Below are 17,899 nucleotides of genomic sequence, written 5' to 3' on the forward strand. Positions count from 1 at the left end.
CGCGCGAGCCACGCGCGCGCCGATTTGAACGCGGTCGCTTCGCGGCTTCGGCTCGAGGTGCTCGAGGATCGTGTCGAGCGGACCCGGGAAAAGCTCGCCACGCTGTGGAAAATGGCCGAGCTGGTCCATCCCGACCGGCCGCTGTCGAAAGGCTTCGCTCGAGTCACCAGCCGCGCTGGCAAAACCCTGACGCGCGCCTCCGACGCGCTCGCCGAGCGGCTTGTGACCCTGCACTTCGGCGACGGCAAGGTCGACGCACTCGCCGGCGGGGAAGCGCGACAACCCGCTCCGAAACGGGTTGAGCGCGGCCCGTCGCGCGCCTATCTCCCGCCCCAACCCGGCCTGTTCGACGAGCCGGAGGAGTAAGCCGAATGCTGATGAGGGGCGCCGGGAACATGGCCCGGCTGCAGTATCTGCCGAGCACCTTCCGAGTGTTGTCGGACGGCGACCATGTCGTCTGTGCGGTGACCGGCGCCGCGATCCCGCTGCACGAGCTGCGCTACTGGAGCGTCGAGCGGCAGGAGGCCTATGCCGACGCGGCGGCCAGCCTCAGGGCCGAGCAGCGTGCCGGCCCGTCTTCGCGGTAGCCGACTGGCCTAGCCGATCCGCTTGGCCTTGAATCCCGCCTGGCCGTTGACGCTGATCCGGAACACGCCAAGAAGACCGCGGCGAACGACGACCTTGTGCCCGCGCGCGGGTCGAATGCCGAGCGGCGCGTCGTCGGTTTGAGTCCAGGTCGACCCGTCCGCCAGGCGGATCGTCCAGCCGCCGTCGGCATTGTTGGCGACCGCCGTGATGGTGCTCTGGATTTCCTTGACCTCATTCTCATCGCCACCGAACAGCCCGCCGAAGCTCGGCACCGAAAAGCCGAACAGCGAGCGCCTCGCCGCGGTCGCTCGTTCGCGGTCGATGACGACCAGGTCCCTGCGCGCCATGGCCTGGTTGAGGGTTGCGGTCTCGCGATCGAAGCACGCCAGACGTTGCGCCGCATCGGCCACTCCCCGGCAGCCGAGCAGCCGCTGGATCTGCGCTGGAGTCTTTGTCGAGTCCGCCCTGCGCTGCGCCGCTGCCGGCGTCGCCAGCAATGCCGCCGCCGCTGCCGCGAGGATGATTTTCCGTTTCATTTGAAGCGTCTCCCTTGGCCACATTCCTATCGCCGACGGCCCCGCGAGGACAAGTGCACCCTGTTGCAAAATTGAGACAACCGCCCGACAACTTCACGAGCCGACGATCCCGAACATTGCAAGCATCTCGCTGCTTCACCTATCAGGTAGGCAGTAACGGCAATTGGAATTGTCGCGGCACTGCGGCTGTGTCCCAGGCATGGCCCATCTAGGGGAAGAAATTTTATGAAGCTCGATTTCCGCCAGCGCCTGCTCGCAACGACTCTCCTCGTTGGCGCCAGCATGGCTGCCACGCCCGCGTTCGGCCAGGAGGTCCCGCCGCCCGCACCTTGCGACCCCGGTTCGCCCAACTGCCCACCCGAGACGACCGCTCCGCTCGAGGGCACGACCATGGCGACGCAGACCCCGTCGGCCGAGGGCGAGAATGTCGAAACGACCCAGGACATCATCGTCACCGGTTCGCGCATTCCGCAGCCGAACCTGACGGCGGCCAGCCCGGTGACCGTGGTCACCTCGCAGGAAGTCAAGCTTCAGGGCACGACCCGCACCGAGGATCTGATCAACTCGCTGCCGCAGTCGTTCGCCGGCCAGGGCTCGAACATCTCCAACGGCGCCAGCGGCACCGCGACGGTCAACCTCCGAGGTCTCGGCACTTCGCGGACCCTGGTGCTGATCAACGGCCGCCGCCAGCATCCGGGCAGTCCCCAGGACCCGGCGGCCGATCTTAACTTCATTCCCGCCGCGCTCATCAAGCGTGTCGACGTGCTGACCGGCGGCGCTTCGTCGGTGTACGGCGCCGACGCGGTCGCCGGCGTCGTCAACTTCATCATGGACACCGAGTTCCGCGGCCTTCGAATTGATGGCCAGGCCAGCGCGTTCATGCACCAGAATGACGGCAATGATGACATCCTCGCGGCCAACGACGCTCGCGGTTTCCGCTATCCGACTGGCCAGAGCGTCAACGGCGGGGCCCAGGACATCTCGCTCTCGTTCGGCACCGGGTTCGACGACAACCGCGGCCACATCCTGGCCTACGCGACCTACCGCAACCAGAGCCCGGTGCTGCAGTCGACGCGCGACTACTCATTCTGCGCCTTGAACGGCCTTACCGAGTCGCAAATCACAACCACGGGCCGCCGGTTCGGCTGTTCCGGGTCGGCGACTTCGGCGACCGGCAGCTTCTTTAGGATCCAAACCGGCGGCGCTTTCCAGGTGCAGGGCAACCAGTTCGTGCCCGGCATCACGCCGTTCAACTTCAATCCCTACAACTATTTCCAGCGACCGGACGAGCGATACACGCTCGGCGGGTTCGCGGAATATGAGATCAGCGACGTCGCCAAGCCGTACCTGGAAGCGATGTTCATGAACGACAGGACGGACGCCGTGATCGCGCCGTCGGGCAACTTCTTCGCGACCAACACCATCAATTGCGACAACCCGCTGCTGTCGGCACAGCAGCTCTCGGTGATCTGCCAGACGGAAAACTTGGTCGGCTTCGATCCCGGCCGTGCCGACAACCCTGCCACTCCCGTGAATGAGTTCCGTCCGCCTAGCCCGCCCACGGTCTTCACCGACCCGCTCGGCAACACCTTCACCCGGGCAGCCGTCTATACCGCTCGCCGTAACGTCGAAGGCGGCGGTCGACAGGACGACCTCGAGCACACCAGCTACCGAGTGGTCACCGGCCTTCGCGGCGATCTCGACCCGGGCCTCGCGTACAACGTTTACGGCCTGTTCGGTAAAACCAATATGGCCGAGACCTACCGCAACGATTTCTCGATCCGGCGCATCGGCCTTGCGCAGGATGTTGTGACCGATCCGGCCACCGGCCAGCCGGTCTGCCGTTCGGTGCTGATCGCCCGGGCGGATCCCTCGAACCCTGCCGGCGACCCGAACTGCGTCCCGTACAACATCTTTACGACCGGCGGAGTCACTCCGGAAGCGCTTGACTTTCTCCAGACGCCAGGACTTGCGCGCGGCGACGTCCAGTTGAAAACGGCCCAGATCGACTTCACCGTCCTCGGCGGCGAATATGGACTGCAGTCGCCGTGGTCCGATCGCGGCATCAGCGCCAACGTCGGCGGAGGTTATTCCAAGCATTCGCTTCGCTTCGAGACCGACCTTGCTTTCTCGACCGGCGACCTCGCGGGTCAGGGCGGGCCGACCATTGGGGTGAACGGTGACTTTGATGTCCGCGAGCTGTTCGGCGAGATCGAGCTGCCGATCGTCAGCAACAGCTTCATCGAGGAGTTCACGGTCCGCGCCGGCTACCGCAAATCCTGGTATCATGTCGACGACAACCGCTTCTCGACCGACACCTACAAGCTCGAGGCCGAGCTGGCGCCAATCCGGGATGTGCGCCTGCGCGGCAGCTATAACCGCGCGGTTCGGGCTCCCAACGTGATCGAGTTGTTCTCAGCGCAGTCGATCGGCCTTGGCGGCACGGCCGACCCCTGCGCGGGCGACTTCAATCCGGCGACGCCAGCCACCGCACCGACCGCGACGCTGGCGCAGTGCCAACTGACCGGTGTCACCGCTGCCCAATTTGGTAACATCACGGAGAACCCGGCCAACCAGTACCAGTCGCTGTTCGGCGGCAACCCTGACCTCGAGCCGGAAGTGGCGGACTCCTATACGTTCGGCCTGGTGCTTCAGCCGCGCTGGATTCCCGGGTTGGCGTTCACGGTCGACTATTTCGACATCAAGCTTGAAAACGCCATCGGAGTGATCGGTTTCGACACGATCATAACCCAGTGCATCAACACCGGAGACCCGTTCTTCTGCTCGCGGATCAATCGTAATCCGGGCAACGCCTCGCTGTTCATCGGCAATGGGTTTATCACCGACATCAACACCAATACCGGTGGCCTGCAAACCAAGGGCTTCGACTTCCAGGCCTCCTATGCAAGGCAGATCGGGCGGATGGGCAATCTCAACGCCAGCTTCGTCGGCACCTTGCTGCAGGATCTCGACGTCAACCCGACGGCTGACATTGTCTACGACTGCGCAAGCTATTTCGGCACCCAGTGCGGCACTCCCAATCCCAAGTGGCGGCACAAGTTCCGGCTTGGCTTCACGCTTCCCAACGGCATTGGCTTGTCGGGTCAGTGGAGATACTTCTCGGCAGTCCGGAACGATGCTCTTAGCGAAGACGAAACGCTGAGCGCAGGGGCGCCACACCCGGCCAACAACAAGCTGAACAAGCGAAGTTACTTCGACCTTGCGATGCAGGCCCGGATCACCGACCGGTACAATTTCCGGGTCGGCGCCAACAACATCTTCGACAGGGATCCGCCGGTGGCTGGCCAGCAAGTGGTGCCCGCCGGCTTCGGCAACGGCAACACCTTCCCGCAGGTCTACGACGCCCTCGGTCGGTACCTGTTCGCCGGCTTCACCGTCGACTTCTAAGTCGAAGGTCGAACAAGCAAGCGGCGGGCCTCGAAAGAGGTCCGCCGTTTTCTTTTGCGCCACGAGCGGGCAATAACCATCCATGGCCAAGACTGCGCCGACGCTCGAAGACATGGCCGATCAGGCGGCTGCCGCGGGCGATCCGTCGGCCGCGGCTCGCTTGCTCGAGCAGGCCATCGGCGAAAAAGCCGATAATCCTCGGTTGTGGACGAAGCTGTCGGCGATGCGTCGCGCAACCGGCGACACGGCGGGTGCGCTCGAGGCGATCGACCGCGTGCTCGCGCTGAACCCGCTCGACTTCTCCGGGCTGCTCGCGCGCGCCGTGTTGCTCGACCGCGCCGGCGACCCTCGCGCCGGCGAAGCATTCAGCCGCGCGGTCGCGCAAGCCCCAGACGGCGATGAGATCCCCGAAGCGATGGCCGCTGCGCTCGCCCATGCCCGCCTCAAGAGCGAACAGCATCAGTCGCGGACCGAGGAGCGGCTGCTGACCGCGGTGCCGCGCGGCCTTGGCCCCGCCGAGCGGCGCCGGATAGAACGATTCATTTCCAACAGCGCCCGCCGGACCCGGCATTTTCATCAGGAGCCGACGCACTTCCATTATCCGGGCTTGCCGGAACTGGACTTCCACGATGCCGAAGGATTCCCGGCGCTCGCAAAGCTCGAGGGCAGCATTGGAGCCATCCGCGCCGAATTCGATGCTCTGATCGCCGCCGAGGCGGCCGAGATGGTGCCTTATGTCCAATATTCCGAGCAAGTGCCATTGAGGCAGTGGAAGGCGCTCAACTTCAGCCGCGACTGGACCGCGATCCATCTGCTTCAGAACGGCCGCCGGGTCGAAGCAAACGCGCGGCACTGCCCGCGAACGCTCGAGGCGCTTTCAGCCTTGCCGCAGCCGCACGTGCCGGGGGCCTGTCCCAACGCGATGTTCTCGCTGCTCGCGCCACACACGCGCATTCCGCCGCACACCGGGGTCGCCAACACGCGCCTGGTTTGTCACCTCGCACTGATCGTGCCACCGGCATGCGGCTTCCGGGTCGGCGACACGACGGTGCAATGGAAAGAGGGTGAGGCGTTCGTGTTCGACGACACGATCGAGCACGAGGCGTGGAACGACAGCGATCAGCTGCGTGTGGTGCTGATCGCCGATTTGTGGCCGCCGGCGCTGGGCGAGGCCGAGCGCGAGGCGGTCGCGGCGGTCATTGCGGCGGCCGGCGTCAGCTTCGGCGGCGGGATGTAGCCATGTCTAGCACGCTCAAGCCCGCGCCCAATCCCGAGCAGGTGGTCAACGACACCATCGCGGCGCTCAAGACACCGCGTTCGGCCGCAATGCTGCCGGACATCGAGCGCGCGCTTCGCCAGGCACCGAAGGATGCGCGGCTGTGGCACCTCAAGGGCCTGATCCACCGCTCGCAGGACCGGCGCGAGCTGGCGATCCCGGCGCTGCAACGCGCTGCCGAGCTCGCTCCTAACGTGCCGCTGATCGCCCACGGGCTTGCCCGGACTCTCAGCGAAGCCGGGCTGCCGAGCGTCGACGCCTATGCCCGCGCGCTTCAGCTCTCTCCCGGCAATACGACGCTTCTCGCCGGGCTGGTGTCCGCACTGATCGCGGAGCGGCGGATCGCGGACGCCATCGCAGGATTGGAACGAGGGCTGGAGCGCTCGCCGCAATGGACCGAAGGCCACGAGCTGCTTTCCAACCTGCGCTGGCTCGAGGGGGAGCGGGATGGCTTTGCCCGAAGCTTCGACGAGGCGTTGCAGCTGCATCCCGGCGATCTTGCCCTCCGCCGCCAGCAAATCGTGACTTTGCTCCACGCGGAGCTTTACGACGACGTTCTCAGCCGGATCGCCGAGGGACGGCGCACGCTCGGCGACAACATATTGTTCGACGTCAACGAAGCGATCGTCTGGTCCGAAACCGGCGATCCGGAGCGGGCCGGCTCGCTCTTCGAGCGGGTCAAGGATGTTGCCGACGGATCGGCGCAGATCCGGCGGGTTCGGCATCTGCTCCGCTATGGCCGGCCACGCGATGCCGTGGCGGTTATGGAGCCATGGCTCAAGAGCGCCGAGGCGTTCGGCTTTTGGCCCTATGCGGCCACCGCCTGGCGGATGACCGGCGATCCGCGCAGCGAGTGGCTCGAAGGCGACGAGCGCTTCGTCGGCATCTACGACATTGCCGACCGGTTGCCGCCGCTCGACAGGCTCGCCGACACGCTCCGCGCTCTGCACACGACCAAGGGACAGCCGCTGGTGCAATCGGTCCGCGGCGGCACGCAGACCGACGGCCACCTGTTCCAGCTGATCGACCCGACCATCGTCGCTCTGCGCGAGGCGATTCGCGAGACCGTTCGCGAGCATGTTGCGCGCTTGCCCGCCCGCGACCCCGGCCACCCGCTGCTCGCTTCGCCGCGCGAGCCGGTCGCTTTTTCCGGCGCCTGGTCGGTCCGCCTTCAGGCGGGCGGCTTTCATTCCAACCATGTCCATCCGATGGGCTGGATCAGCTCGGCCTTGTATATCGTGCTTCCGCCCGACCTTGGCGAAGGCGAGGCCGGTTGGCTGGCGCTCGGCGAGCCGCGGACCTCCTCCTTTCCGATCGACCTGCCGCCGACCCGGCTCATCGAGCCCAAGCCCGGCCGACTCGCGCTGTTCCCATCGTGGATGTGGCACGGCACCCGCCCGTTCGGTGCCGGCGAGCGTCTGACCGTCGCCTTCGATGTCGCCGTCCCGCAATCAGCCCAACGAACTCCAAGGCCCTGACGAGAATTGCCTGGGATGGTCGAGTCGACTATAAAGGGCTGGATTATCCGGCCCTCGAGCCCTGCGCTGGCATTTATCTTGGAGTTCGTAACATGCTGAAGTCACTGACCATCGCGGCGCTCGTGATCACCGCAGGGTCGCCCGCGCTCGCCCAGACAGCATCCTCGAACGCGGCTCCAGCCACCGCAAAAGCCAAGGACCCGAATCGCAAGATCTGCGAAAAGATCGAAAAAATCGGCTCGCGCCTGAACATCGTCCGGGTCTGTATGACTGCCGCGCAGTGGGAAGAGCAGAAGCGCGAGAATCGCGAGCACTTCGAACGCGTGCAGAGGGTCGTCAACCAGTCGCCTTCCAACTAACGGCTTGCCCAACTGAATGATTTCAGGGTGGCGGCTCGGCTGCCGACGGCCATACTTTACGAAATTCCGAGGAGTTCAAATGCTTAAGCCGCTCGCGATCTTCGTCCTGCTGATGGCCTCGGCTCCGGCGCTCGCCGCGCCGCCGGCATCGTCGGAGGCCAAGGCCAAGGACCCGAAGCGCAAGATCTGCCAACCGGTCGAGGAGACCGGCTCGAGGCTCAGCTCGAAGCGGATCTGCATGACCGCCGAGCAGTGGGCGGCGCAGAACCGCGGTACGCGCGACAGCGCCAAGCGCTCCGAGAAGCCGTCGGCCAACGCCGGCGGCAATTAATCGCCTTCGAGAGCCTCGATGAGCGGCCGCAAGTGCCGCTGATAGTTCCGCCAGCGCCCTGACGATCGCGTGTAGAGCGGCTGGCGCACCTGCCAGACGCTGGCCGTTTTCACCACCCGGTCGCCTGAGTGGAAGTCGAGGCACTCGTCCTCCCATTCCAGGCCGCAGAACGCGAGCAGCCGCTCGACCACCGCCCGCGGCTCAAGGACCAGCGCGTCGTAATCGAGGTCGTGGATGTCATCGCCGTAGAGCGCCTTCCAGTGCGCCATCAGCCGCCGGTACTCGCCATGCCAGTGAGCCGCGTGTTTGAGGTCGAGCGCGTAAGCCATCGTCGGGTCGAGGTGGAGGAAATAAAGCGACAGCAGATTGTCGAGCGGGTCGCGCCGGGTGTGGACGATCTTCGCTTCGGGGAACATCGCCTTGATCAAGCCGATGTGGAGAAAATTGTCGGGGCGTTTGTCGGTGAAGATTGATCCCGGTTCATCGACCGGCACAGCAGCGAGATAGGCGCGGCGCAGTTGCTCGAAGACCGCCGGATCCGATGACAGGAGCGCGTCGGGGTAGGGCCGGATGCGGTCGACCAGCGCCGGAACCAGGTCGAGCTCGCCGCCGGCCGTCACCCGGCTGTGCCCGGCAAGGATTTGCTCGACCAGGGTCGAGCCCGAGCGGAACAGGCCGCAGATGAACAGAGGCGCCCGGCCGGCGCTCGATGGGCGCGGCTGCGCGGGTTCCGGAAAGGCGGCGATCAGCCGGTCGACCAGCTGCTCCTGGGCTCGCGGGTCATAGCCGCGGAACTGTGGGCCGTAGCTGGCGGCGCTGGCGCGATTGGCGGCCGAATAAGCCTCGAAAGCCGAGTCGTGATCGCCCGCCTGGTCGAGCAGCCGGCCGAGAGCGAAACCCAAATCGGCCTTCTCCGCAGGCGCCCTTTGCGGGCTCGCGGCCGCCGCCCGCACTCGCTCGATCAACGGATCATCGGGGCCATCGGGATCGCTGACCTGGGCGAGCCGGGCGAGCGCCAGCGCATTCTCCGGCTGCAGCTCCAGCGCCCGCTGATAGGCGTCGCGAGCCGCCGCTTTGTCGCCGCGGTCCTCGTGCAGATTGCCGAGGTTGAGCAGCCCCGGGACATAGGCCGGGTTGAGCGCCAATGCGGCCTCGAGCTCGCCAAGCGCGTCCCGGGGCCGTCCCAGATGATCCGAAAGGATCACCGCCCGGTTGAGATGCACCTCTTCGGGGTCGTCGACACCGCGATCGAGCGCCTGGCGGTACGAGTCGAGCGCCTCGTCGAACCGCCGCGCCTGCTTTTGCAGCCAGCCCAGATTGTACCAGCTTCCCGGCAGGTCGGGATTGGCGGCCAGCAGCCGTTGGTAGGCGGCGATCGCCTCGCCGACACGGCCCGCCTCGCGCAGCGCGGAGGCTTCCTTCAACAGCGATCGCCATGGGGTCTCGGTCATCGAGCGCTTGTATCGCGGCGCTTGCGCGTCCTGTCGAGCAGCCGCGCCTAGGCCGCTTCGCGCCGTTCGCCGGTGATCGTCAGAACCAGCGCTCCGTCGCCTTCCTCGACCCCCACCGTCGACCCGTCCGGGATCTCGCCCGACAGGATCTTGTCGGCCAGCGCGTCCTGCAAATGCTTTTGAACCGCGCGCTTCAGCGGCCGGGCGCCATAGACCGGGTCGTAGCCGACCCGGCCGAGCCAGGCGCGGGCGCCGTCGGTCAGCTCGAGCTTGATCTTGCGGTCGTCGAGCAGCTGCTGGAGCCGGCCCACCTGGATGTCGACGATCGGCCCCATATGGCCGGCCGACAGCCGGTGGAACAGGATGATCTCGTCGAGCCGGTTGAGGAACTCGGGCCGGAAATGGGCGCGGACCACCTCCATCACCTGCGGCTCGACCTTCGACACCTCCTCGTCCTCGGTCAAAGCGGCGAGATACTGGCTGCCGAGGTTCGAGGTCAGGATGATGATCGTGTTGGTGAAATCGACGGTGCGGCCCTGGCCATCGGTCAGTCGCCCGTCGTCCAGCACCTGCAGCAGCACGTTGAAAACGTCGCCATGGGCTTTCTCGACCTCGTCGAACAGCACCACCTGGTACGGCCGGCGGCGGACAGCCTCGGTCAGGACTCCGCCTTCCTCATAGCCGACATAGCCCGGCGGAGCGCCGATCAGCCGGGCAACCGCGTGCTTTTCCATGAACTCCGACATGTCGATCCGGACCATTGCCCCGGAATCGTCGAACAGGAACTCGGCCAGCGCCTTGGTCAGCTCGGTCTTGCCAACCCCGGTCGGGCCGAGGAACAGGAACGAGCCCAGCGGCCGGTTCGGGTCCTGCAGGCCGGCGCGGGCGCGGCGCACGGCGGACGCCACCGCCTTGACCGCATGTTCCTGCCCGATCACCCGGGCGCTGATCGCGCTCTCCATCTGGAGCAGCTTCTCGCGCTCGCCCTCCATCATCCGCTCGACCGGGATGCCGGTCCACCGGCTGACGACCGCGGCGATGTCCTGGTCGGTGACCTCCTCGCGGAGCATGACCCCGTGAGTCGCCGCCTGGGCCTCGGCCAATTGCTTCTCGAGCTCGGGAATGCGCCCGTACTGAAGCTCTCCGGCCTTGGCGAGATCGCCGTTTCGCTGCGCCTGCTCGAGCTCGAGCCGAGCCTGGTCGAGCTGCTCCTTCAACTTGGCCTCGGCGCTGATCTTGTCCTTCTCCGCCTGCCAGCGCTGGGTGATCTCGGCCGACTGCTGCTCGAGGTTGGCGAGCTCTTCCTCGAGTTTCCCGAGGCGCTCCTTGCTCGCCTTGTCGCTTTCCTTCTTCAGCGCCTCGCGCTCGATCTTCAGCTGGATGATCCGCCGGTCGAGGTTCTCGATCTCCTCGGGCTTGGATTCGACCTCCATCCGGATCCGGCTGGCCGCCTCGTCCATCAGGTCGATCGCCTTGTCGGGCAGGAAGCGGTCGGAAATGTAGCGGTTGGACAGCATCGCCGCGGCGACGATCGCCGCATCGGTGATTCGCACCCCGTGGTGGAGCTCGTATTTCTCCTTGAGGCCGCGCAGGATCGAGATGGTGTCCGGCACCGTCGGCTCGCCGATGAACACCGGCTGGAAGCGCCGCTCCAGCGCCGCGTCCTTCTCGACATGCTTGCGGTATTCGTCGAGCGTCGTCGCGCCGATGCAGTGCAGCTCGCCGCGGGCCAGCGCTGGCTTCAGCAGGTTCGACGCGTCCATCGCGCCCTCGCTCTTTCCGGCGCCGACCAGGGTGTGCATCTCGTCGATGAACAGGATGATCTCGCCGGCGGCCTGCTTGACCTCGTCGAGCACGCCCTTGATTCGCTCCTCGAACTCGCCGCGGTATTTCGCTCCGGCGATCAGCGACCCCATGTCCAGCGCCAGCAGCCGCCGGTCCTTGATCCCGTCGGGGACGTCGCCGTTGGCGATGCGCAACGCGAGGCCTTCGGCGATCGCGGTCTTGCCGACTCCGGGCTCGCCGATCAGCACCGGGTTGTTCTTCGTCCGCCGCGCAAGCACCTGGATGGTGCGGCGAATTTCCTCGTCGCGCCCGATCACCGGGTCGAGCTTGCCGTCACGAGCGGCCTGGGTGAGGTCGCGCGTGTAGCGCTTGAGGGCATCGTAGCGGTCTTCGGACGACTGGGTGTCGGCGCTGCGCCCGCCGCGCAACTTGTCGATCGCCGAATTGAGCGCCTGCGGGGTCACGCCGGCATTGGCCAGCGCCTTGCCGACATCGGTGCCCTTGGCCAGCGCCATCGCCAGCAGGATCCGCTCGACGGTGACGTAGCTGTCGCCCGCCTTTTTCGCGACCTGCTCGGCCTGGTCGAGGATGCGCATCGTGTCGCCGTCGATCCCCGGCGCCGAAGTCGCTCCGCTGCCGGTCACCGCCGGTACCTTGGCGACCAGCTCATCGACCTCGCGCTGCGCCGCCTTGGGGTCGCCGCCGGCGGCCTCGATCAGGCCCGCCGCCATCCCCTGGTCGTCGTCGAGCAGGGCTTTCAGCAGATGCGCGGGAGCGATGCGCTGGTGATGCTCGCGCACCGCGATCGTCTGGGCGGCCTGCAGGAAGCCGCGCGCGCGTTCGGTCAGTTTCTCCAGGTCCATCGCTCACCCCTGTGCTTTGCCGCCGATATGGAGTTGCACATCGGCAACACAAGGGGGAACGCTGCGGCTACCGATTGAACGGCGGCGAGAGCTCCGGGGGCTTCGCCGGGGGCGTCGGCGCGGGGGCCAGCGGATCGGCCACCGGCGCCGGGACCGGCGTCGTCGCAACGATGGGCGGCTGCGGCTGCGGCGGCTGGTAGACCGATGCGACATCGGCCGGGCGGATGATCGACGGGCATGTCGTCGAGCCCGCATCAGCCCCCCAACGCCGGTATTTGGTCGTGTCGACGTGGAACCGGAGGAACGCGTAGAATCCGAGCCCGACCCCGTAGTCGGGCCCGCGCTTCGGGTGCATGTTGCAAAGCGTCCGCATCAGATGCTCGCGCGTGGTCGGCCGAAGCGGCACCAGGTCGATGGCCGAATAATGCTTGTGGGCGCTCTCACGCGCTCCGCCGGCGCAGACGTTGAGAAGCGGGTTGCGGTAGGCGGACACCGGCTCGACCGGCCCGACCGCCGGGATCACGAAGTCGCGCACGTAGCGCAGCGTCTGGACGACGTTGGGCCATTCCTGGACCGGCGGAACCTCGAACGGCTGCGCTCCGCAGCGCTGCCACGACGAGGCGGTGCGCAGCAGCTGCCAGGTCGGCACGATCCCGCCGACGCCATAGGTGACCAGGTAATTGTTGAAGCTGTTGACCGCGTGCGAGCGGCTCGGCGAGGCCAGGAACCAGCTGCGGTAGCCGGGTTCGTCCTGGCCCGCGGTCACATAGGCCGCGGTCGGCTGCCACGCGTATGGCGCCGGCGCGGGGACGGCCATCGGCTGCGCCGAAGCGGCCATCGTCAGTGCAGCGAGCAAGCTCATCAGCGCAGCATAATGGATGGCCGCAGCTTGAAAAGCGATGAACGGCTGCCCACTCTCGCTCGATGCAACAGCCGATCCAGGTCGACCTGCCGCACAAGCTTGGCCGCGAGGAGGCCCGGCGGCGCATCGCCAACAACATCCACAAGCTGAAGGAACATATCCCGGGCGGCGCGTCGCACGTCGAATCGAAATGGACCGGGGATGATCTCGACCTCACCGTCCACGCGATGGGCCAGGCGGTCGAGACCAGGATCGGGGTCGAGGAAACCGTGGTCCGGGTCCAGGTGATGCTGCCGGGCATGCTGGCGCTGTTCGCCGGCCCGATCGAGGCGATGCTGCAGAAGAAGGGCAACGTCCTGCTCGAGGACAAGCGCGACTAAGCGAGAGACCCTCACCCCAACCCTCTCCCGCGCGCGGGAGAGGGAGGAGCGGCGCAGCCGCGGAGGGTGAGGGTTCTTGCCTCCTCCGTCCTTCCCTCTAAGCATCCGACCGAACTGGAGGGCAACGGATGCGGCATTTCGCGGTGGTCGGCTCGGGTCCGGCGGGCTTCTACACCGCCGAGGCATTGGCCAAGGCGTACGGCAATGACGCGAGGATCGACATCATCGACCGCTACCCGGTGCCGTACGGGCTGATCCGCTTCGGAGTCGCGCCCGACCACCAGTCATTGAAGGCCGTCTCCAAGCGCTATGAAAAGGTCGCCGAGACCGACGGTGTCGGCTTCATCGGCAATGTCGCCGTCGGCCGCGACGTGTCGGTCGCCGAGCTGCTCGAGCAATATGACGCGGTGGTCCTCGGCATCGGCGCTCCACACGACCGCAAGCTCGGCATCCCCGGCGAGGATTTGCCCGGAGTGATCGGCTCGGCCGAGTTCGTCGGCTGGTACAACGGCCACCCCGAGTTCGCCGACCTGAACCCGCCGCTCGACGGCTCCCACGCGGCGGTGATCGGCAACGGCAATGTCGCGCTCGACGTCGCCCGGATCCTCGCCAAGACGAGGGCCGAGTTCGAGGGCTCCGACATCGTCGGCCATGCGCTCGAGGCGCTCGACCGATCGGCGATCCGGACCATCACCATCCTCGGCCGCCGAGGCCCGCACCAGATCGCCATGACCCCCAAGGAATTGGGCGAGCTCGGCCACCTCGAGGCGGCGGTGCCGATCATCGACCTCGATGACTTCCCGCCGCTCGAAGCCGACGCTGCGCTCGAGCCCGGGCAGCGCAAGTCGGTGACCATCCTTCGGGAGTTCGGCAACATCCGCTCGAACAAGCCCAAGGCGATGGTGTTCGACTTCTTCGCCAAGCCCCTTTCCATCGAAGGCTCCGGCGGCGCCGAGCAGGTGGTGGTCGAGCGCACGCAGCTCGACGAGAACGGCTCGGCGAGAGGCACCGGCGAGACTTACGAAGTCCCGGGCTCGCTGGTCGTCAGCTGCATCGGCTACTCGACCCCGCCGATGGACGGGGTCCCCTACGACGAGCGCGGCGGCAAATTCCTCAACGAAACCGGCCGAATCTCCGACCGGCTGTATTGCGTCGGCTGGGCGCGGCGCGGCCCGACCGGGACCATCGGCACCAACCGCCCCGACGGCTATGAGGTGGCCGAGGCGATCGCGGCCGCGATGCCGCCGGAAAGCAGCGGCGGCCGGGCCGGCGCCGAAGGCCTCCTGCGCCTGCTGGGCGAGCGAGGCGCCAGGGCCACCGACTTTACCGACTGGCGCCGAATCGAAAAAGCGGAGGAAGCCGCCGCCCGCGCCGGCAGCCCTCGCGAGAAAATGGTCCGGGTCGAGGAGTGGCTCCAGACGCTAGGGCTGTAGGATCCGTCATCCCGGACTTGATCCGGGATCCGCCTGTTTCTGCGCCGAAGTCGGCAGGGCCCGGCTCAAGGCCGGGGTGACGGTCGAGGTTCGCTTGCGTTCGCCACGGCCGCCCTCTATCTACCCGCGGCCTTGGCTCCCGTGCAAAAAGGCGGGTTCCGGTCGGGGAGTAGCTCAGCCTGGTAGAGCACTGTCTTCGGGAGGCAGGGGCCGGAGGTTCGAATCCTCTCTCCCCGACCAATTTTTGTTTCCGGCCGCTCCGCCCCTATCCGCTTGGCGGCGGCGGGGCGGGGGCGGCTGCCGGGCCCCCCGGAGCCGGGCGGTTGCCTTGCTGGCAGGTCTCGGTGAGCTTCCCGACCTCAGCCGAGGGCGGCAGGATCAGCGTTTCCAATCCCTCGACGCGCACTTCCAGCGGCTGGTCGAAGCGCATCAGCGCCGGGATCAGCTGGTCGTTGTACGGTGCTCTCGCCTGAACCTCCGGCTGGTCGTCGGGGCCGGTCGTGGCCGCAAGCCGCCGGACGTCGCCGCCGGTGCGCAGCTGCATCAGGCCAAGATTGGCGCGGGCGACCAGCCCGTGCCTTCGAAACACAAGCCCGCCGCGTCGGTCGCAGCCGATGCTGAACAGCAGCTCGCCGCCCGGAGCGTGGAATGCCACCGACTGGCCTTCGGCGTCGCCGGCCGGCTGCCAGGACCCGCTGGTGGTCCCGTCATTCTTGTCCTCGACGGCATCGACCGGAGCGAGCTCGTTGGAGTCGGAATCGGTGGCCGGGGCCCCGGCATCGGCGCAGGACGCGAGCGCCGCCGCGGCCAGCAAGAGCAGCGGCAATCGCAGCTGCGCTATCGCCCGCGCGGTCACGTCGCAAAGCCCGGGTCGAGGCGGAACGCCTTGCGCTTGAGCGCCGGCCAGGCGAGCAGCTTGGCGGCAAGCGCAATCCCGACGCTGCCCTGCTGCGCGGCGACCTCGGGCGCTCCCTGAGGCGGGTTGTTGACATGCTCGCCGGCGCTCAGCGCCATGATCTGCGCCTGGCACGCGCGCTCGAGGAAATAGAGCCGAACGAAGCATTCGCCGACGCTCGGGCCGAGCGCCAGCGTGCCGTGGTTGCGAAACATCATCGCGTTCTTGTTCCCCAAATCGGCGACGATGCGCTCGCGCTCGTCGAGATCGACCGCCACCCCCTCATAGTCGTGGAACGCCAGGTCGGCACGCACCAGCATCGCCGTCTGGGTCAGCGGCAGCAACCCGTCGCAGTGCGCCGACACCGCCTGTCCGGCGGGCGTGTGCAGGTGCATCACCGCCTGCGCGTCCGCGCGCGCCATGTGGATCGCCGAATGGATGGTGAAGCCGGCCGGATTGGTGATGAACGGGCTCGGCTCGACCGGATTGCCGTCGAGCCCGACCTTGACCAGGCTGGACGCGGTGACCTCCTCGAACATCAGATTGTACGGGTTCAACAGGAAGTGGTGCTCGGGCCCCGGGATCCGCGCCGACAAATGGGTGAAGATCAGATCGTCCCAGCCGTAATAAGCGACCAGCCGATAGGCCGCGGCGAGATCGACGCGGATCGCCCATTCCTCGTCGCTGACCTTGCCCTGGAGCGATGGGATTTCGACCGATTCCAAGGCCGTGGTCGCGCCCATTCCGCGGTTGATATCGTCGACCCGGTTCATTGCGGTGCCTCCTGCCGGTCGGGGTGGGCGGCGGCGAACGCCTCGATGCGGCTGGCGTTCGCGTCGGCTCGAACCAAGGTCGGAAAAGCGTCCAGCGGCACGTCGAAGCGCCGCGCGTTGTACATTTGCGGCACCAGGCAGACGTCGGCAATCGTCGGTGTTTCGCCGAACAGGAACTCGCCGGCCCGCTTGGCGGCCATCGCTTCCAATGCGGCGAAGCCCTCGCTCACCCAGTGCCGGTACCATGTGTCCCGGGCATCCTTGTCGACGCCAAGCGGGCCTTCGAGATATTTGAGCACCCGCAAATTGTTGAGCGGGTGGATGTCGCAGGCGATGGCCATCGCCATCGCCCGGACATGAGCTCCATCAGCCGAATTGGGCGGCAGCAGCGGGGGGTTGGGAAAGCGCTCGGCGAGATAGACGATGATCGCCAGGCTCTGGGTGAGCTTCAACCCGTCGATTTCGAGCATCGGCACCAGGCCTTGCGGATTGAGCGCTCGGTACTCGCCGCCCTTCTGCTCGCCCGCCGCCAAATTGACCCGCCGGCTCTCGTAATCGACGCCCTTCAGGTTGAGCGCGATCCGCACCCGGTAGGCGGCCGACGACCGGTAATAATCGTGGAGGATCGGCTGGCTCATCGCGACCAGACTACCGTTCCGCGAGGAACGGCGCCACCACTTCGGGGGGCACCCGGATCGGACGCCCCGACGCCTTGTCGATGATCGCCCAGAAAGTGCGCGCCTTAACGCAGAGCCGGCCGTCGTTGCCGGTAAATTCCATGTGGCGGTCGAAGCGCGCGCCCTTCGGCGCCTCGCCGACCCAGGTGCGCCCGACCACCCGGTCGCCCTCGACGGCGGCACGCAGATAATCGATCTCGTGGCGCACGATCACCCAGAAATAGGAGTCCTTGTGCGCCGGTGCCGCGACCGCTTCCCAGTGCGCGACCGCGACCTCCTGGATCCACTGCACCCACACCGCATTGTTGACGTGCCCGAGCTCGTCGATGTGCTCCGGCCGAGCCGTGAACGCCATCTCGAACGCCGGACGCGCCACTAACCCTCTCCCGCGTGCGGGAGAGGGCAGGGGGAGGGCTCTCCTTTATTCTCGGCCGCAGCGAGAATCGTCTCCAGCACACCCTCCAAATTCTCGAGAATGTCGTTGTTCCAGAAGCGCAGGACGTTGAACCCGCGCTGCTCCAGGTATTTCGTGCGTTCGCGCTCCATTTCCGCGTCGTGCTGACCGCCATCGAGTTCAATCACGAGTTTCGCGTCGATGCACACGAAGTCAGGAATGTACCAACCGATCGTTGCCTGTCGGCGGAACTTGAAACCTCCGAGTTGCCGGTTGCGCAATGCCCGCCAGATCAGCCGCTCGGCGTTCGTCGAGTCCCGCCTGAGGCGGCGGGCGTGCGGGTTGGTTCTGCCGATCGGAGCAGTAACCCTCACCCCGACCCTCTCCCGCGAGCGGGAGAGGGGGTAACG

17 protein-coding genes, 1 tRNA gene and 1 pseudogene are annotated in these 17,899 nt (G+C 66.7%); 10 read left to right on the plus strand and 9 right to left on the minus strand.

Annotated elements, in window-relative coordinates; all coding sequences use genetic code 11:
• Both H0T81_RS08495 and H0T81_RS08500 read left to right on the plus strand, forming a co-directional pair.
• Positions 1-366: pseudogene (locus tag H0T81_RS08495) on the plus strand (exodeoxyribonuclease VII large subunit); the annotation flags it as partial.
• A gap of 5 nt (positions 367-371) precedes the next feature.
• Positions 372-587, plus strand: coding sequence for a DUF2093 domain-containing protein (locus tag H0T81_RS08500; protein ID WP_294011808.1), 216 nt, complete (start codon positions 372-374; stop codon positions 585-587).
• A gap of 9 nt (positions 588-596) precedes the next feature.
• Here H0T81_RS08500 and H0T81_RS08505 read toward each other — a convergent pair whose 3' ends face one another.
• Positions 597-1,124, minus strand: coding sequence for a hypothetical protein (locus tag H0T81_RS08505; RefSeq protein WP_294011810.1), 528 nt, complete (start codon positions 1,122-1,124; stop codon positions 597-599).
• A 225-nt stretch (positions 1,125-1,349) separates the two neighbouring features.
• Here H0T81_RS08505 and H0T81_RS08510 point away from each other — a divergent pair, with 225 nt between their 5' ends.
• The 5 genes from H0T81_RS08510 (at position 1,350) to H0T81_RS08530 (ending at position 7,976) form a co-directional block, all read left to right on the plus strand.
• Complete coding sequence (locus tag H0T81_RS08510) at positions 1,350-4,532, plus strand: TonB-dependent receptor (protein WP_294011812.1); 3,183 nt, start codon at positions 1,350-1,352, stop codon at positions 4,530-4,532.
• A gap of 82 nt (positions 4,533-4,614) precedes the next feature.
• Complete coding sequence (locus H0T81_RS08515; RefSeq protein WP_294011814.1) at positions 4,615-5,769, plus strand: aspartyl/asparaginyl beta-hydroxylase domain-containing protein; 1,155 nt, start codon at positions 4,615-4,617, stop codon at positions 5,767-5,769.
• A 2-nt stretch (positions 5,770-5,771) separates the two neighbouring features.
• The gene (locus tag H0T81_RS08520) at positions 5,772-7,286 is read left to right on the plus strand and encodes a putative 2OG-Fe(II) oxygenase (RefSeq protein ID WP_294011816.1); all 1,515 of its coding nucleotides are present in this window, start codon (positions 5,772-5,774) and stop codon (positions 7,284-7,286) included.
• Between the two features lie 92 nt (positions 7,287-7,378).
• Entirely contained in the window at positions 7,379-7,645 is a 267-nt protein-coding gene (locus H0T81_RS08525) for a hypothetical protein (protein ID WP_294011818.1), read from the plus strand.
• A 79-nt stretch (positions 7,646-7,724) separates the two neighbouring features.
• Positions 7,725-7,976, plus strand: a complete 252-nt coding sequence (locus H0T81_RS08530) for a hypothetical protein (protein ID WP_294011820.1) — start codon at positions 7,725-7,727, stop codon at positions 7,974-7,976.
• On the opposite strand, the gene H0T81_RS08535 is transcribed toward H0T81_RS08530, so the two are convergent.
• From H0T81_RS08535 to H0T81_RS08545, 3 genes are all read right to left on the minus strand, one after another.
• The gene (locus H0T81_RS08535; protein WP_294011822.1) at positions 7,973-9,427 is read right to left on the minus strand and encodes a tetratricopeptide repeat-containing sulfotransferase family protein; all 1,455 of its coding nucleotides are present in this window, start codon (positions 9,425-9,427) and stop codon (positions 7,973-7,975) included. The genes H0T81_RS08530 and H0T81_RS08535 overlap by 4 nt on opposite strands.
• Positions 9,428-9,474: 47 nt before the next feature.
• Positions 9,475-12,075 carry an ATP-dependent chaperone ClpB gene (gene clpB / locus H0T81_RS08540; RefSeq protein ID WP_294011824.1) on the minus strand — a complete coding sequence of 867 codons (2,601 nt, stop codon included), beginning with the start codon at positions 12,073-12,075 and terminating at the stop codon, positions 9,475-9,477.
• 67 nt (positions 12,076-12,142) lie between these two features.
• Complete coding sequence (locus H0T81_RS08545; RefSeq protein ID WP_294011826.1) at positions 12,143-12,937, minus strand: hypothetical protein; 795 nt, start codon at positions 12,935-12,937, stop codon at positions 12,143-12,145.
• 62 nt (positions 12,938-12,999) lie between these two features.
• Between H0T81_RS08545 and H0T81_RS08550 the strand changes: the two genes are divergently transcribed.
• The 3 genes from H0T81_RS08550 (at position 13,000) to H0T81_RS08560 (ending at position 14,990) form a co-directional block, all read left to right on the plus strand.
• Complete coding sequence (locus H0T81_RS08550; RefSeq protein ID WP_294011828.1) at positions 13,000-13,317, plus strand: polyhydroxyalkanoic acid system family protein; 318 nt, start codon at positions 13,000-13,002, stop codon at positions 13,315-13,317.
• A gap of 128 nt (positions 13,318-13,445) precedes the next feature.
• Positions 13,446-14,750, plus strand: a complete 1,305-nt coding sequence (locus H0T81_RS08555) for an FAD-dependent oxidoreductase (RefSeq protein WP_294011830.1) — start codon at positions 13,446-13,448, stop codon at positions 14,748-14,750.
• 163 nt (positions 14,751-14,913) lie between these two features.
• Positions 14,914-14,990: transfer RNA gene (locus H0T81_RS08560), tRNA-Pro, on the plus strand.
• A gap of 25 nt (positions 14,991-15,015) precedes the next feature.
• Here the strand turns inward: H0T81_RS08560 and H0T81_RS08565 are convergent.
• Genes H0T81_RS08565 through H0T81_RS08585 form a run of 5 tightly spaced genes read right to left on the minus strand, consistent with a single transcriptional unit; the run spans position 15,016 to position 17,863 of the window.
• Positions 15,016-15,576 (minus strand): hypothetical protein, encoded by a 561-nt coding sequence (locus H0T81_RS08565; protein WP_294011832.1) that lies wholly within the window; start codon positions 15,574-15,576, stop codon positions 15,016-15,018.
• Positions 15,577-15,602: 26 nt separating this feature from the next.
• On the minus strand, positions 15,603-16,388 hold the full coding sequence (locus H0T81_RS08570) for a class II aldolase/adducin family protein (RefSeq protein WP_294011874.1): 786 nt from the start codon (positions 16,386-16,388) through the stop codon (positions 15,603-15,605).
• Between the two features lie 26 nt (positions 16,389-16,414).
• Positions 16,415-17,056, minus strand: a complete 642-nt coding sequence (gene maiA, locus H0T81_RS08575) for a maleylacetoacetate isomerase (RefSeq protein ID WP_294011834.1) — start codon at positions 17,054-17,056, stop codon at positions 16,415-16,417.
• A gap of 10 nt (positions 17,057-17,066) precedes the next feature.
• Positions 17,067-17,450 (minus strand): thioesterase family protein, encoded by a 384-nt coding sequence (locus tag H0T81_RS08580; RefSeq protein ID WP_294011875.1) that lies wholly within the window; start codon positions 17,448-17,450, stop codon positions 17,067-17,069.
• A gap of 20 nt (positions 17,451-17,470) precedes the next feature.
• Entirely contained in the window at positions 17,471-17,863 is a 393-nt protein-coding gene (locus tag H0T81_RS08585) for an endonuclease domain-containing protein (protein ID WP_294011836.1), read from the minus strand.
• Positions 17,864-17,899 lie beyond the last annotated feature (36 nt).

It is taken from the genome of Sphingomonas sp. (assembly GCF_013812825.1).
Classification (GTDB): Bacteria; Pseudomonadota; Alphaproteobacteria; order Sphingomonadales; family Sphingomonadaceae; genus Sphingomicrobium.

What these genes read in the sequence shown, in the direction of transcription:
- H0T81_RS08500 (WP_294011808.1), top strand. Translation starts at nt 372, where the DNA reads ATGCTGATGAGGGGCGCCGGGAACATGGCCCGGCTGCAGTATCTGCCG.
- H0T81_RS08505 (WP_294011810.1), bottom strand. Translation starts at nt 1,124, where the DNA reads ATGAAACGGAAAATCATCCTCGCGGCAGCGGCGGCGGCATTGCTGGCG.
- H0T81_RS08510 (WP_294011812.1), top strand. Translation starts at nt 1,350, where the DNA reads ATGAAGCTCGATTTCCGCCAGCGCCTGCTCGCAACGACTCTCCTCGTT.
- H0T81_RS08515 (WP_294011814.1), top strand. Translation starts at nt 4,615, where the DNA reads ATGGCCAAGACTGCGCCGACGCTCGAAGACATGGCCGATCAGGCGGCT.
- H0T81_RS08520 (WP_294011816.1), top strand. Translation starts at nt 5,772, where the DNA reads ATGTCTAGCACGCTCAAGCCCGCGCCCAATCCCGAGCAGGTGGTCAAC.
- H0T81_RS08525 (WP_294011818.1), top strand. Translation starts at nt 7,379, where the DNA reads ATGCTGAAGTCACTGACCATCGCGGCGCTCGTGATCACCGCAGGGTCG.
- H0T81_RS08530 (WP_294011820.1), top strand. Translation starts at nt 7,725, where the DNA reads ATGCTTAAGCCGCTCGCGATCTTCGTCCTGCTGATGGCCTCGGCTCCG.
- H0T81_RS08535 (WP_294011822.1), bottom strand. Translation starts at nt 9,427, where the DNA reads ATGACCGAGACCCCATGGCGATCGCTGTTGAAGGAAGCCTCCGCGCTG.
- clpB (WP_294011824.1), bottom strand. Translation starts at nt 12,075, where the DNA reads ATGGACCTGGAGAAACTGACCGAACGCGCGCGCGGCTTCCTGCAGGCC.
- H0T81_RS08545 (WP_294011826.1), bottom strand. Translation starts at nt 12,937, where the DNA reads ATGAGCTTGCTCGCTGCACTGACGATGGCCGCTTCGGCGCAGCCGATG.
- H0T81_RS08550 (WP_294011828.1), top strand. Translation starts at nt 13,000, where the DNA reads ATGCAACAGCCGATCCAGGTCGACCTGCCGCACAAGCTTGGCCGCGAG.
- H0T81_RS08555 (WP_294011830.1), top strand. Translation starts at nt 13,446, where the DNA reads ATGCGGCATTTCGCGGTGGTCGGCTCGGGTCCGGCGGGCTTCTACACC.
- H0T81_RS08570 (WP_294011874.1), bottom strand. Translation starts at nt 16,388, where the DNA reads ATGGGCGCGACCACGGCCTTGGAATCGGTCGAAATCCCATCGCTCCAG.
- maiA (WP_294011834.1), bottom strand. Translation starts at nt 17,056, where the DNA reads ATGAGCCAGCCGATCCTCCACGATTATTACCGGTCGTCGGCCGCCTAC.
- H0T81_RS08580 (WP_294011875.1), bottom strand. Translation starts at nt 17,450, where the DNA reads ATGGCGTTCACGGCTCGGCCGGAGCACATCGACGAGCTCGGGCACGTC.